The sequence below is a fragment of the Aliivibrio fischeri genome (assembly GCF_009727955.1).
GTDB lineage: Bacteria > Pseudomonadota > Gammaproteobacteria > Enterobacterales > Vibrionaceae > Aliivibrio > Aliivibrio fischeri_A.
In genome coordinates this window covers 867,853-881,702 of the sequence record NZ_WOBR01000004.1, presented here as the reverse complement: position 1 = coordinate 881,702, position 13,850 = coordinate 867,853, and the positions used below count along the sequence as shown (strand labels likewise).

Below are 13,850 nucleotides of genomic sequence, written 5' to 3'. Positions count from 1 at the left end.
ACAGAATTTAGTTTCAGATATTAAAGCCCTTAGAGATAAGATCCTAAGGGCTTTTTATTTAAGTGCAATTTTTTAAATTTTAAAGAATGCCAGCTCTTCTTTTTGTGAAACAGCCAGTTGTGATAGTTCTTTTGCAGCTTGTTGAGTTTGATTAATCGCAGCTACATTTTGATTAACAAGATCAAAGGTGTTGGTTGTATTTAATGCGATTCGTTCTGTGAGTGTGAACTGCTCTTGAGAGGTGCATGCCACTAAGGTGTTCATCTTCGATATAGATTGAACCGAATTTTCAATGTAGCTGAAAGAGGATTTTACATTCTCTGATAAAGCCACAGACTCTTGAATAAGCTCCACGTTACTTATCATGTTGTCGTTTGCTTTTTCAGATTGAGCTTGCAGTTGAGCGATAATTTCTTGAATACTTTGTGTTGATTCTTGAGTTTTTGATGCAAGATTACGAACCTCATCAGCAACCACGGCAAAGCCTCGACCATATTCACCAGCACGAGCCGCCTCAATTGCAGCATTAAGTGCTAATAAATTTGTTTGGTCTGAAATGGTACTGATAACTGCAGTTACTTCCCCAATGTCCATTGCATTGGTTTTTAGTTCAGCAATCATACTTGCGGTTAGTTGTACCGATTCATTGATTTTTTGAGTCAAATGAATCGACTCATCTAAGGTTTGGTTACCTTGAGAAACACTGTCTATCGCTTTACTCACTTCTTCTTCAGCGTGAACTGCATTAGATGTTACTTCTTTTGACGTTGTCGATAACTCACTGATTGCGTGTGAAATCTCTTCAACTTGGGCTAATTCATGTTGAGCATTATTTGCTGTGTTTTGCATCACCTCAGTTAGCTGCTCTGATGATGTTGCAACGTGAGTTGAAATATCACTGCTATTTCTGATTGCAGCGCCGACTTTTTCATTAAGAATAATTAATGAATTGTAGATGCCAACCGCACTTGAAGCGTTATTAAAACGTTGGGATAGATTACCTTCAGAGATCTTCTTAATCATCTCAGATAGCTCCCAAGGTTCACCACCTAAAGAAACTCTAAAACTACGCTCAATAATCAAACCAATAAATAAAGAGGTAGCTAAAGCAAACATGCTAAGAATTAGCATTAATTGTTGGAAGCCACCAGCAACATTTCTTGCTTCAGGTGTAAGGATTTGGTTTCGGGTTTCTTGATAATCAATAAACTGGTTAATGTCATCTAGCCATTGAATAAACGCAGGTCTAATCGAGTCTAAAACAACATCGGTAGTGAGTTTACCTGACTTTTTATCACGAATAACTTGGTCGATTAATGGTAATGTCGTTTTCTGAATTTTTTCGATATTAGCTAAAATGCTGAGTTCTTCACTGGTAAATGCGATACCATCTTGGCGCATTTTTTTCATTTGTGCTTCTGAATCACGATAGAAGGTTTGTAATCGGTTAATCTCTTTTTCTAAATGTGATATTTCTTGTGGGGTTCTTGCGATAGCAATATCTCTAATAGCAATTGCACGGTCATGTACACTGCCACGGTAATTGATTGCATAGCGTTGTTTAACTGAATTAATGTCAGTCATTTCAGTTAAAGTATGATCAATAATATTTACTTTTTGTATTCCTAAAATGGTAAGTAGAAGCATTAGGAATAAAGTAATACCAAATCCTATTATTAAGCGAGCGCGAATAGTTAGCTTTGAAAATTTGTCCAAAATATATACTCTTATTTATTGTTTAAATTGTGGGGGTATATTTTTCGTTTGTAAGTGTAATATCGAAAAATAGTGTTGAGCGACCCTTAAATCTAGTATCTAATTTTATATGCCTAATTTAAAGGCTTAATAAGCGTATTTTTTGGTATATTTTTTTAATGAAATGATGATGTTAAGTTACGTTATTATTTTCATAACTTATAATGGAAGGTAATAACTGAATAGCCCACTTGAGTTAACAAGTGGGCATGATAGGTTAACTTAATTTAAATAAAGCGATTTCAGATTTCTGCTGTTCAGCGAGTTTTGCCAACTCTTGGCTTACTAGTTGTGTTTGATGAATTGATGATACATTTTCATTGACTAAATCAAATGTACGAGTTGTATTTTTAGCGATATCTTCAGTAACAGAATATTGTTCTTGAGAAGCCGTGGCTACTAATGTATTGATATCTGAGATGGCTTGAACTGAGTTTTCTATATCATTGAAAGACAGTTTCACATCTTCAGCTAATACAACTGATTGTTGAATTAACGTAACATTTTCAATCATATTATTATTTGCTTTTTCTGATTGAGATTGAAGCTTTGAAATAATTTCTTGAATATGTTGTGTAGATTGTTGTGTTTTAGCTGCTAGGTTACGTACCTCATCAGCAACGACGGCAAAGCCTCGACCTTGTTCGCCGGCTCTTGCTGCTTCAATGGCAGCATTTAGGGCAAGAAGATTAGTTTGATCTGAAATAGAGCTGATCACATTAGTCACTTCACCAATGTTAACTGTATTTGCTCTTAATTCTTCAATCATTGATGCTGTTTGTTGAACAGAATCATTAATACTACGAGTTAAAGACATCGAATTTTCTAAATGCTGTTTACCAATATCGACATTATTAATAGCTGATTGAGCTTCTTCTTCAGCATGGGTCGCATTGGTCGTTACTTCTTTAGATGTACTCGATAGCTCACTGATTGCCGTTGAAATTTCTTCTACTTGCGCCAACTCATGTTGAGAGTTATTTGCGGTTACTTCCATTACTACATTGGATTCTTCTGCACTGGTCGCCAGTTGGGTGCTACCAATATCCATTTTTTGTAAAACCGAATGAAACTCAGCGAGCATTTCATTTAAATATTTAGTACTCACACCTAATTCATCTTCAGATAATACTTTAGCCCTTATGGTTAAATCTTTATCTTTAGATACCGTTTCAATTACTTGTGATAGTTGTACAGCTTGGCCAATTAATAGTTTAGATATAATGACTGATGAAACGATAGTAATAGATAAAATAAGCAAGATAATGAATAGGCTTGAATAAATAGCCGTATTAACTTCACTATTTAGACGTGAAATTACTTTTTCAATATCATCAACCAGTAAATCTTCGTATTGTTTAAATTCATTAATTCGATTCGTAGAGGCTTGATACCATTCGCTGCCTGATACAGTAAATTTACCAGAAACATATTGCGCATTTACCATGTCACGGATGTTCGATACTTTTTGTGAAATGGAATCAGAGAGTATTTTATTTAAAGCATCAACTTGCTCAGAGGTTGCGTATTCGACGAATGTAGCAAGGTAGGCATTTTGAGTTGAATCAAGTGCTACAAATGTTTTGTATAAGGTTAAAGGGACAGGACCAGAACTTGATAAAATGTTATTTAAGCTGGCGCGTTCTTTTCCTGCTGATTCTTTGATCTCTAAAAATAATGAATAGTTTCTCAAGTGAGGTGTTAGTGTTCGCTCAGTTGATGTTTTAACAATCATATTACTTAAAGATAAGAATAGTCGGTTAATATCCGTATAATATTTTGCTGCATTTGATGCTGATATTGTCAAATTATCAACATTATTACGAATAGTGTCTAATTGATTTAATTGCGTAAATATTGTCTGCATATCGTTATACACGGCAATATTTGTTTTTTGTATCGATTGTGCTTTTTCTTTTAATGATTGTAGATACGTATTTAGTACAGAATCGGTTTCTTTTCGTTGCTCAAGCATTTCACTTTTAAAGTTTACCCCTTTTGAACTAACAAACCCTGCAGTAGAGCCACGTTCTTTTTGAAGTTCGTGAACAATTAAACTGCCTTCAATTGAAATATCGGTCATTGAAGTAATGTCTTGCAGTTCAGAACGTAGTGAAACGGTTTTGTATAGGGTATCAAGTGAAAAGAAGAGCATCCCAATAATCGGAAGGGTAATGATTAAAAGGATTTTTTGCTTAAACGAGAGTTTTTTTATGAAATTCATGATGCTTAATCTTCGTAAATAATATTTTTTGGTTATTAGTATTTGTCAATTGCATTGTGTTAGCTTTACGTGTTTTTTTCATATTTCGTTTTGCTTTCTCAAAAGCAAGAATATTTTATATGATTAGCATTTAATCTTATCTACCACTTTGGGGTGATTATTTATACTAAAATCAACTGAAATCATTGTTAATAATAGATTTTATGAAGGTGTTAGTTTTTATTTTAGATGGCTTAAGATGGGGAAAATTTCAATTTTATTCTTAATATGGACTAGGTGAATCGCTGTAAAATCAATAACAAATATTCGAGATTATTTATAACCACTGCTACCTTTTAATATAGATATAAATAAAAAAAGTAAGCTCTATATTTTAAGGAGTTCATATTATGCAGGGAGATAGGGTAAAGCGCTTGTGGTGTAAAGGAGTGATACGTTTATTCTCAATTCTATTGATTTTTAGTTCTTTTTTTGTACAAGCACAGCCGCAATTAAAGGTGGGGGCTTATCATTGTCCTCCATTTATTTTTGAATCTAGCGAAGAGCAGTATGACGGTTTGAGTATGATTCTTTGGCAACGTATTGCTGAAATCATGCAAGTTGAATACAAGGTAAGTCATTATGGGCTTCAAGAGTTACTCAGTGCGGCTGAAGTGGGTGAAATAGACGTAGGTGTTTCATGCATATCAATAACCCCAGATCGTGAAGAGCATGTCGATTTTTCCCATTCCTTTTATGAAACTCATCTTGCTATAGCGGTTAAAAATCGAAGTTATCTTGATTCATTTATTAGCATTATTACTAATAAAACCTTATGGAAGGCTATTGGTATTTTCTTATTTGTTGCAATCTCAGTAGGGGCATTTTATTACTTCTTAGAGCGTAAAAATAACGATAAATTGTATTCAATGCCTACAAAACGAGGACGTATAGCTGAAGCGTTTATTCTGGGTGTTTTGTTTATTACTAAAGGACCATTTAATTATTTTGAATTTAAAACATTATCGGCAAGAGTGGTTACGGTATTAATTGCTATGTTTTCTACCGTATTTATTGCCAGTATCACGGCAGTACTAGCAAGTTCACTCACATTAGAGCAGTTAAGGTTTGATGTAAAAGGCATTAATGATTTATCAAAAGTAAAAACGGGGGCAAAACAAGGAACAACCGCATCGTTATTGTTGAGTAACCACAGCATTGCTCATGATACGTATAAAGACATGGATAGTTTATTGTTAGCACTAGAAGAAGGGAAGTTAGATGCTGTTGTCGCTGATGATGCTGTATTGCGATATATGATTAAGAAAGGAAAGGGAAAAGACTTATTTTTAGATTTAACGGTATTACCATATCAGTTAGAGAAGCAAAATTACGGTTTAGTGTTAATTGAAAATAGTCCTTATGAAGAGAAAATTAATCGAGCACTATTACAAGTTCGTGAAACTAACGAATGGCATCAAATACTATTAGAGTATTTTGCTGAAAAATAACAGAATTTGGTGAGTAAAAAGTATCAGGTTTAGGTTGTGTCACGTATTATTGAAATTGCGACAATATAGAGTGAATTTAGGAGTAATTGATGTCGAGTATGTACACAACATTCGCAGAGCAATATGACAATGTGGTTCAGGATAATATTTATAATGCATACCTAGAAAGACCGTCACTACAGGCTATGTTAGGTGATGTGAACGGTTGTGATGTGATTGATCTTGGCTGTGGTTCTGGTGTTTATGCTGATTATTTTATTCATCGTGGGGTAGCAAAGCTAACTTGTATCGATTACTCACCCAATATGATTGAAATTGTTAAGCGAAAATTTGGTGATCGAGTTACCGCTTATGCACAAGATGCGTCTATTGGGTTAATAAAAGAAGCAAGTGAAAGCGCTGATTTGATTATTTCGCCATTGATGATTCATTATTTAGAAGATCTCTCGGTACTTTTTAATGATGTTGCTCGTGTTTTAAAAAATGGTGGAAGCTTTGCTTTTTCTACTCATCATCCGTTTGCTGACTTTGAGTGCACATTATCAGGAAACTATTTTGAAAGAGAATTCATTACTGAAATGTGGAATACCGTTGGTGAGCCAGTTGAAGTGACATTCTATCGTCGTTCATTAACGGAAATAATGAATGCGATTACAGACAGTGGTTTAGTTGTAACGCAGTTATCCGAAGGTAAAGTGGCTGAAGAAGTAAAACAGATATCTCTAGAAAAATATGAGTATTTATCTAAAAACCCTAATTTCATTTTTATAAAATGCCAAAAGCTAGTTTAGTCTTACCATCTAGTGTTACTATCTGCGCCCCAATTTTCCTTTGAGTTTGAGGAGCAGATAGATGCATGACCGAGCGAGTCAAATGGTGATATTTTACGCCTTAGCGAAAGCTGGGAGTTTTACTGCTGCAGCAAAGCAAATGGGTGTATCAACCTCACATGTCAGTAAGCAGCTTGGTGCTTTAGAAGAAACGCTTAATCTAAAATTGGTGCATAGAACAACACGATCTCTTATTTTAACGGATGCGGGACAACAGTTTTTTCTGTATTGCGAGACCATTTATAATGCAATGACAGAAGCAAGTGCCATTATGGATGATGAACGAGATGAAGTCGCAGGTATTCTACGTTTAGGTTTATCCCAATCTTTTGGCACTATGCATATCATTCCGGCTATTGATAAGCTGCGAAATCAATACCCTGATTTGCAAGTTGAAGTTCGCTTATTCGATCATCAAGCTGACATGCTAAAAGATGGCTTAGATTTATGGGTAACTAATTTTGAAGACTTGCCTGAAGGTTATGTTGCACAGCGTTTAGCCGATTCCAATTTTGTTTTAGCGGCATCTCCTGATTACCTTATTGATAAAAAAGTTCCGCATCATCCTTTGGATCTTGTTGAGCATAATTGTCTTACTTACCAGAGTCGCTATCGTGATTACAGTCATTGGGATTTTAGTAAGGGTGATGAATCTCTATGCGTAAAGGTATCTGGTAATTATCGAGTTGATTTAGCTGAGGCTGTTAGAGATGCAACCATATCAGGGTGGGGCATTGCTTATTTAGCCAGTTATTTGCTAACTAATGAGTTTAATGATGGCAAACTCATTCAATTATTACCGGATTGGAAAGCAAGTCAGAAAATGCCGATTTATGCGGTATACCCAAGTCGAAAACACCTTCCAAGAAAGATAAGCGCTGTCATCGATTTTCTTCGTGAACATATAGGCCAACCGCCATATTGGGATAAAGCACTCATGAAGCGAGTGAAGTTGTAACGTTTGCTATTCCTCATTGATTGAATTTCATACTTTAAATTGTTGCCTTTTTAATCAATGAGTTATATCGATTATGTGCCGTGAAATAAATATCTTTTCCATATGGAAACAATCTTATTTCTGATTGTTTTTATTACAAGAAATCAATCAGTTAATTGCTGCACATAATGTGACCTATGTCTCATTAACAGAGTGGTAGCAAAGTCGACTTGCACGCAAACCTTTGCGGATTAGAATGCGAACTCATTTTCGATAGCATAGGTTTCTATCATGACATCTTTACTTGGTATTTTTGCCATTTTACTGTTTGCTTATTTGTGTTCGACTGACCGCCGTAACATCCCTCTTAGAACTGTCTCTTTGGCGTTTGGACTACAAATTATTTTTGCCTTACTGGTTCTATATGTTCCTGCTGGTAAAGAGGTTTTAAACTCTGTTACAGCAGGCGTATCAGGCGTGATTGATTATGGTCAACAAGGTATTGCCTTTTTATTCGGCGGTTTAGCTACTGGCAAAGTTGGCTTTGTATTTGCCATTAACGTGCTTGGTATTATCATTTTCTTCTCGGCACTCATTTCTGCGCTTTACCACATTGGTGTGATGCCTAAAGTGATTAATTTCATTGGTGGTGGATTACAACGTCTACTTGGTACAGGGCGTGCAGAATCCCTTGCTGCAACGGCTAATATCTTTGTTAGTATGGTAGAAGCTCCATTAGTTGTTCGACCTTACTTAAAGCACATGAGTGATTCTCAGTTCTTTGCTGTGATGACATGTGGCCTAGCTTCTGTAGCTGGCGGAACCATGGTTGGTTATGCATCATTAGGTGTGGATCTAAACTTCCTTATCTCTGCTGCATTCATGTCTGCACCAGCAGGATTATTAATGGCTAAGATGATGGTTCCACCGGGTGATGAAGCAAATAATGATGATGAAATCACCTCTGTTGAGATTGATCATGCAACTAATGTATTTGAAGCATTAGCTGATGGTGCTATGTCTGGCTTGCGTATCGCTGTTGCGGTAGGTACGACGTTATTAGCGTTTGTCAGTGTGATTGCTTTACTTAACGGCTTACTAGGGCACGTTGGTGATATCTTTGGTATCAAGCTAAGTTTTGAATTAATTCTTGGTTACTTGTTTGCTCCTGTAGCTTTCATCTTAGGTGTGCCATGGAATGAAGCGATTCTTGCTGGTTCATTAATCGGTAATAAGATCGTGGTAAATGAATTTGTTGCCTTTATTCAATTAATGGAAGTGAAAGATCAACTAAGTCCACATTCTGTTGCGATAGTTACATTCGCACTGTGCGGCTTTGCAAATATTTCAACCATGGCAATTTTGATTGGTGGTTTAGGTAGTCTTGTTCCTGAACGCCGTCCATTTATTGCGAGAATGGGTTTCAGAGCGATTACCGCAGGTGTACTAGCTAACTTAATGAGTGCGGCGATTGCTGGTGTGATTTTGTCACTTTAAGTTAATTGCTTAATTTCAAATAAAGAAAAGGTTGCGCTTAAAAAGTCGCAACCTTTATTTTTTCTAGTCCCTAGTCCCTAATTCTCAAATCTCACTCGAATCGGCGTTGAGCTATCAAATGTAACCTGATCAAAACTATCTAATTTATGATGCTTAATTAATGCTTGCAGATTCTCAACATAAGCTTCACCACGGGTAGAGTAGTGAGATAAAGACTCGACTAGCTCATAACCTGATAATTTTCCTTCTGCGCTTAGTTGTTGGCGTAGTTTCCAAAGGTCTTTATAAGCTGACGTAGTGTTTAAGTTATACATGTAGCGTGCAGTACCTGCGAATAAATTGTCGAATGCTGCTACTTTTACGTGGCCACCAGGAGTACTTAAATATTTACCACCTTTAGACGATAGATGTTCGCCATATAAGCTATTGCCATTAATTGCAAAATAACTGGTTCCCCAACCACTCTCATCGATACCTTGTGCTAATACCATTCCTACTGGAATTACATTTAGACGTAAGAGTAGATCATCAATATTTTGGGTTTTTACGAAATAAGAATCCATTAGGTTATGCATCCATAATGTTTCTTCTTTTGTCCATTCGCTCGTTGGACGTTTAGAAAGGGTAATCACTTCCTCTCTAACAGCACTAATGTGTTCATTTACTTCAATAATTGTTGGTAACAATAAACGAATAAATCCTGAAATCTTTTCTTGAACAGGAAGCGCGTTTAAATCATGCGGTAGATTCTCTACAAAAAAAGTCGGCATAGAGTGTTCTTTGATAACACGATCTAATGAATATTGATGAGTCGTAAATTCCTTAATAAGAGATTGTGCAGAATCAAGAGAAGTCACTTTTACATTAGGGTAGGGTGAGCTTATCTTTTCTGGCGATAACGGAAGTGTTGTATCGGCTAAGCAAATTGAAGAGATGAAAAAAAGCAGAGAAGCAAAAATATGTTTTAACGTTTTAGATAAAGACATAAATGAAGTTCCATATTTCAAATAGATAATAACATGGGATTATCTTTAGGTTATTTGTATTGTCCCAGAAAAATCAATTAGAGGGGCGATCGAAAACGGTGCTGTAATTAGCACCGTTTTGGGTTTTATCGGGTGATTTCGGGGGTTATTCGCCTACGATAGTCACTTTCTCGATAACAATACTCTCTTTTGGAACATCGTCAAACTCACCGATGGATTTAGTTTTAATTTTGGCTATTTTCTTAACCACATCCATGCCCATTGTCACTTCGCCAAATACAGCATAACCCCAACCTGCATTGGTAGTTGCCGTATGGTCAAGGAACGTATTATTAGCAATATTAATAAAAAACTCGCTTGTTGCAGAATGAGGGGCATCGGTACGTGCCATTGCTATAGTACCGTTTAAGTTTTTTAAACCACGATTCGCTTCATTAACGATAGGTGCACGCATTTCTTTTTCTTGCATATCAGCAGTAAAACCACCGCCTTGAATCATAAAACCTTTGATAACACGGTGAAAAATGGTGCCTTCGTAGAAACCATCTTGGCAATATTTTAAAAAGTTCTTTGAGCTAACAGGGGCTTTTTCTTTGTTTAGCTCAATGTGAATATCACCAAAGTTGGTAGTAAAAATGATCATAATTTTGTTCTTAATTAATTTTAAATTCTTTGAAAATAGCATTACCAACTTCAACAATAACTTGATTACGTTCAGCCATATCAAGCTTTGTTTGAGTTAAGTAAATACTAATGATTATAGGTTGGTGTTTGTCGTTCCAGATAGCGGCAGTGATACCACGAGAACCAAAACCACCAGCACCTGAGCGATCAGCAATAGACCAGTCATTAGGTAAAATAGAGCGCAGTAGTGGATCAGACACTTTGTTGTTCATCATCCAAGATTTTAATGTTTGTTCATCCTGTGAGTTTAAAGTGTTTCCAAATAACAAAGCGTTGAGTGTTTGCGACATAGCAACGGGTGTTGTTGTATCTCGTTTATCGCCATTTTTAGATTCATTTAATTCTGGTTCAATGCGATCAAGGCGAGTTTTTGTATCACCCATAGCACGCAAGAATTGCGTTAAAGAACTTGGCCCACCAATTTCATTTAGAACAATATTCGCAGCAGTATTATCACTCATTAGCATGGTTGCTTCACACGCTTTTTGAGTCGTAATCATATTGCCGATTAAAGGTTCTGTAATGGGTGACCAAGGTATGATTTGTTCTTTAGTTATAGAGGTGGTTTTGTATTTATCAATGCCACCGACACTTGAATCGTAAAGCATTTTTGCACAGGCAAGGGTTTTAAATGTACTCATCATAGGAAAGCGTTGGTCGCCTTTATATGCCCATGTCTTGTTTGTTTCTGTATTCAGTACTGAAACACCAATGTAACCTCCGCTTGATAGTTCGATAGCTTCAATATTTTGAGTAAGAGAGCCCGCAATTGCATTGTTTGCTAAAACAATAAGGCCAAATAGAAATGGTTTGATTTTCATCAGAAGTCCTAAAGATAATTTTTATACAGCTATATATATTAATATTAAAATTAGTCAAACTTTCGTTTGTATCTTGGAAGCATACTTTCATTCCCAAGTAATCCACCTTGGTGAATATACATTAAGGTCTGGTCAGTATTTTTAGGTAGCCAGTCAGTTAAACAGCGCCACATGAGAGGGTCATACAATAGCTCGAATTCAACTTGAGTTTGTTGGTATAGCTCTTTCCAGATCTCGTAGTTTTCTCGATATAGTTTACCAAAATGGTGTTTTTTCTCTGGGGTCAGAACTTTAGGGAAATCGGTTTCACCTAATTGATAAAATTGTTTTTCAAGATACTCATCGCCACCAACACAAGAACACGTAATAACCTTAACGTCGTGAGGTTTTAAGTGTTTATGTAAAAATAGTGCGGTGGTTCCTGTTCCTGATGGTAATGCGACAGTTAGGTGCTCTATATTTGCTTCTTTTTTCCAAGCTAATACTTCTTCTGCTAGCTTCTGGACACCACTTTCAGCTAAACGACAACGACCACCTTCAGGAATATAAATTTCATCTTCTTTTGGTTGTCGTATCTTACAAATGTATTCAGCAGATGAAGTAGTAGAACCATCGTCGTCTTTGGCGTGTTCTAACTTATTTAGAGGAATGATCTTAGCGCCTAATTCTAAAGCCGCTCGATAATTACCAATTGGATTTTCTTTTAAATAGGACGGGATATGATCCACATAAAAATGAAGATGCCACTGTTTCAATTTAGCCAGAGCGGCCATCGAATATAAGGAGTTCGCTTGCGGAGAACCATAGCCAATGATGGTTTTTATGTTTTGGAATTCACTCTCTAGCAGCCCCATGAATTTTCGAGCTTTGTTACCCGAGAACTGAGGGTGGAGTAGGTCATCACGTTTTAGATAAAAGCGCGTACCATTAAAGTCATGCTGTGTTACAGGACTGTTTTCGATCTTCATTCTTACAACTAGCCAAATTTAATATGGCCTTTATTAGTTAAAGGCCATTATTTTTAATTATTATTTTTTCATCATTGCTTTTAGATCAGCAAATGGATTGTGTGTTGCTGCTTTATGGTCATCTTCACCAGCTCTAATTTCAGTGCCGTATTGATCATGTTCAGTGTATTTAGAGTGTTCATGATCATGGCAGAAAAGACACAGTAATTCCCAGTTGCTGCCGTCACTTGGGTTATTAGTATGATCGTGATCTTTATGGTGAACCGTTAATTCACGAAGATTTGAATAAACAAATTCACGAGCACAATTGCCACAAACCCAAGGGTATAATTTTAGTGCTTTTTCACGATAACCACTTTCTTGGCGAGCGTAAGCGGCACTAGTGCCATAAAAATCAGATGACATGATTCTTGTATCCTTTTAACCATTCAATTTTGAACGTTGTACTTAAAAAATAACTAAATGTATAACCTATACACATCTAAACATAGAATGGTCAATAAAGGTATTAATTTTGAATAAATCAAAGATTTCAGATCACATTTGTTGCGATCTAGCGCCGAAGAAATAGAGCAATGCTATTGCATTTGAACTCGTACAGGTTAACTTCATTGAGTTATCATTTTTGAGATGGAAAGAAGCATGAGCGCAGATGTAAACATCATCTATAAAATATTGTGTCTATGGGGTAAGCCGAAGACTTATGCCGACTTATCAAGTGACTATAAACAGCACACAAATGAATGGTATTCTCCACACTCTTGGGAAAAGGTTTTAAATGAGTTAAATGTAATTTTGTCTCAAAATGGAGCACCGCCACTAAGTGCTTTAGTGGTATCGTTAGGAACGAATGAGCCAAAGTTGTCGTTTTGGTCGGGTGGGGCATCAAACGTGCCAGCATTACCAAATAACCCATTACAGCGCACTTTATTATGGCAAAATTTAGTGAATGATATTAATCATTACTCATGGCCTTCTCAACTAACGGACAAAAAAGAATGATGGTTTTATCCTGAAAGTGATGAGAAGTGCTATTCTTATGTTAGAAAGCATTGATAAAAAGTAATAATAAACGGTTATACGGATTTAATCGGTTATATTTAAGGATAAATAATGTGTTCCAAGCTTGAGTTAAAAGTACCGCCACCTCTTGTTATGTTGCTATTAATGGGAACCGTTTTTCTCTTTGATAGGTTACTTCCTTTCCAAATTTTTTATATACCAACACTGACGGTAACATTGAGCATTATGTTTGTCGTTCTTGGTGCTGTGATTTCATTATCAGGTGTTCGAGAATTTAAACGTGCTCAAACAACCGTTAACCCTTTAAAGCCAGAAAACAGCTCATCTCTTGTCGATTCAGGTATCTATCAATACACACGTAACCCTATGTACCTTGGCTTTTTATTAATATTAATAAGTTCAGTTATTTACACTCAAAATCCGCTAGGTTTGGTCAGTGCTCTTTTGTTTGTTACCTATATGAATCGTTATCAAATTGAGCCAGAAGAAAGAGCGTTGGTAAAAATATTTGGTGATGAATTCAAATTGTATGCAGAGCAAGTTAACCGTTGGTTTTGAATTTACATTACTCTGACATTATTAGCTCTGATTCGTCTAACAGCTCACGAATTAACCACTTAAATTAATTTAAAATT

Annotated in this window: 13 protein-coding genes; 6 read left to right on the top strand and 7 right to left on the bottom strand. The window is 36.0% G+C overall.

Annotation, left to right across the window (positions count from 1 at the left end):
• Window positions 1-72 precede the first annotated feature (72 nt).
• Window positions 73-1,719, bottom strand: coding sequence for a methyl-accepting chemotaxis protein (locus GNP81_RS07385; protein ID WP_081327722.1), 1,647 nt, complete (start codon window positions 1,717-1,719; stop codon window positions 73-75).
• Between the two features lie 253 nt (window positions 1,720-1,972).
• On the bottom strand, window positions 1,973-3,979 hold the full coding sequence (locus GNP81_RS07380) for a methyl-accepting chemotaxis protein (protein ID WP_155673506.1): 2,007 nt from the start codon (window positions 3,977-3,979) through the stop codon (window positions 1,973-1,975).
• A 389-nt stretch (window positions 3,980-4,368) separates the two neighbouring features.
• Between GNP81_RS07380 and GNP81_RS07375 the strand changes: the two genes are divergently transcribed.
• From GNP81_RS07375 to GNP81_RS07360, 4 genes are all read left to right on the top strand, one after another.
• Window positions 4,369-5,469, top strand: coding sequence for a transporter substrate-binding domain-containing protein (locus GNP81_RS07375; RefSeq protein WP_155673507.1), 1,101 nt, complete (start codon window positions 4,369-4,371; stop codon window positions 5,467-5,469).
• An 89-nt stretch (window positions 5,470-5,558) separates the two neighbouring features.
• Window positions 5,559-6,260, top strand: a complete 702-nt coding sequence (locus GNP81_RS07370) for a class I SAM-dependent DNA methyltransferase (RefSeq protein WP_063658576.1) — start codon at window positions 5,559-5,561, stop codon at window positions 6,258-6,260.
• A gap of 61 nt (window positions 6,261-6,321) precedes the next feature.
• The gene (locus GNP81_RS07365; protein ID WP_063647373.1) at window positions 6,322-7,257 is read left to right on the top strand and encodes a LysR family transcriptional regulator; all 936 of its coding nucleotides are present in this window, start codon (window positions 6,322-6,324) and stop codon (window positions 7,255-7,257) included.
• A 270-nt stretch (window positions 7,258-7,527) separates the two neighbouring features.
• Window positions 7,528-8,733 (top strand): NupC/NupG family nucleoside CNT transporter, encoded by a 1,206-nt coding sequence (locus tag GNP81_RS07360; protein WP_011261727.1) that lies wholly within the window; start codon window positions 7,528-7,530, stop codon window positions 8,731-8,733.
• 77 nt (window positions 8,734-8,810) lie between these two features.
• Here GNP81_RS07360 and GNP81_RS07355 read toward each other — a convergent pair whose 3' ends face one another.
• From GNP81_RS07355 to GNP81_RS07335, 5 genes are all read right to left on the bottom strand, one after another.
• Window positions 8,811-9,719, bottom strand: coding sequence for a glucosaminidase domain-containing protein (locus GNP81_RS07355; protein ID WP_155673508.1), 909 nt, complete (start codon window positions 9,717-9,719; stop codon window positions 8,811-8,813).
• Between the two features lie 145 nt (window positions 9,720-9,864).
• Entirely contained in the window at window positions 9,865-10,362 is a 498-nt protein-coding gene (locus GNP81_RS07350; protein ID WP_005418862.1) for a peptidylprolyl isomerase, read from the bottom strand.
• Window positions 10,363-10,372: 10 nt separating this feature from the next.
• Entirely contained in the window at window positions 10,373-11,224 is an 852-nt protein-coding gene (gene bla / locus GNP81_RS07345; RefSeq protein WP_155673509.1) for a class A beta-lactamase, read from the bottom strand.
• A 50-nt stretch (window positions 11,225-11,274) separates the two neighbouring features.
• Complete coding sequence (locus tag GNP81_RS07340; protein ID WP_155673510.1) at window positions 11,275-12,192, bottom strand: 1-aminocyclopropane-1-carboxylate deaminase/D-cysteine desulfhydrase; 918 nt, start codon at window positions 12,190-12,192, stop codon at window positions 11,275-11,277.
• A 60-nt stretch (window positions 12,193-12,252) separates the two neighbouring features.
• Window positions 12,253-12,597 (bottom strand): HNH nuclease YajD, encoded by a 345-nt coding sequence (locus GNP81_RS07335; RefSeq protein ID WP_005418869.1) that lies wholly within the window; start codon window positions 12,595-12,597, stop codon window positions 12,253-12,255.
• A 237-nt stretch (window positions 12,598-12,834) separates the two neighbouring features.
• Between GNP81_RS07335 and GNP81_RS07330 the strand changes: the two genes are divergently transcribed.
• Both GNP81_RS07330 and GNP81_RS07325 read left to right on the top strand, forming a co-directional pair.
• Window positions 12,835-13,194 (top strand): hypothetical protein, encoded by a 360-nt coding sequence (locus GNP81_RS07330; RefSeq protein WP_047863449.1) that lies wholly within the window; start codon window positions 12,835-12,837, stop codon window positions 13,192-13,194.
• Window positions 13,195-13,305: 111 nt separating this feature from the next.
• A complete protein-coding gene (locus GNP81_RS07325) occupies window positions 13,306-13,773 on the top strand; it encodes a methyltransferase family protein (RefSeq protein ID WP_063645609.1) in 468 nt (155 codons plus the stop codon).
• Window positions 13,774-13,850: the final 77 nt, after the last annotated feature.

Bases quoted from the DNA above. Each gene is read 5' to 3' on its own strand.
- GNP81_RS07380 (WP_155673506.1), bottom strand. From the start codon at position 3,979: ATGAATTTCATAAAAAAACTCTCGTTTAAGCAAAAAATCCTTTTAATC.
- GNP81_RS07375 (WP_155673507.1), top strand. From the start codon at position 4,369: ATGCAGGGAGATAGGGTAAAGCGCTTGTGGTGTAAAGGAGTGATACGT.
- GNP81_RS07370 (WP_063658576.1), top strand. From the start codon at position 5,559: ATGTCGAGTATGTACACAACATTCGCAGAGCAATATGACAATGTGGTT.
- GNP81_RS07365 (WP_063647373.1), top strand. From the start codon at position 6,322: ATGCATGACCGAGCGAGTCAAATGGTGATATTTTACGCCTTAGCGAAA.
- GNP81_RS07360 (WP_011261727.1), top strand. From the start codon at position 7,528: ATGACATCTTTACTTGGTATTTTTGCCATTTTACTGTTTGCTTATTTG.
- GNP81_RS07355 (WP_155673508.1), bottom strand. From the start codon at position 9,719: ATGTCTTTATCTAAAACGTTAAAACATATTTTTGCTTCTCTGCTTTTT.
- GNP81_RS07350 (WP_005418862.1), bottom strand. From the start codon at position 10,362: ATGATCATTTTTACTACCAACTTTGGTGATATTCACATTGAGCTAAAC.
- bla (WP_155673509.1), bottom strand. From the start codon at position 11,224: ATGAAAATCAAACCATTTCTATTTGGCCTTATTGTTTTAGCAAACAAT.
- GNP81_RS07340 (WP_155673510.1), bottom strand. From the start codon at position 12,192: ATGAAGATCGAAAACAGTCCTGTAACACAGCATGACTTTAATGGTACG.
- GNP81_RS07335 (WP_005418869.1), bottom strand. From the start codon at position 12,597: ATGTCATCTGATTTTTATGGCACTAGTGCCGCTTACGCTCGCCAAGAA.
- GNP81_RS07330 (WP_047863449.1), top strand. From the start codon at position 12,835: ATGAGCGCAGATGTAAACATCATCTATAAAATATTGTGTCTATGGGGT.
- GNP81_RS07325 (WP_063645609.1), top strand. From the start codon at position 13,306: ATGTGTTCCAAGCTTGAGTTAAAAGTACCGCCACCTCTTGTTATGTTG.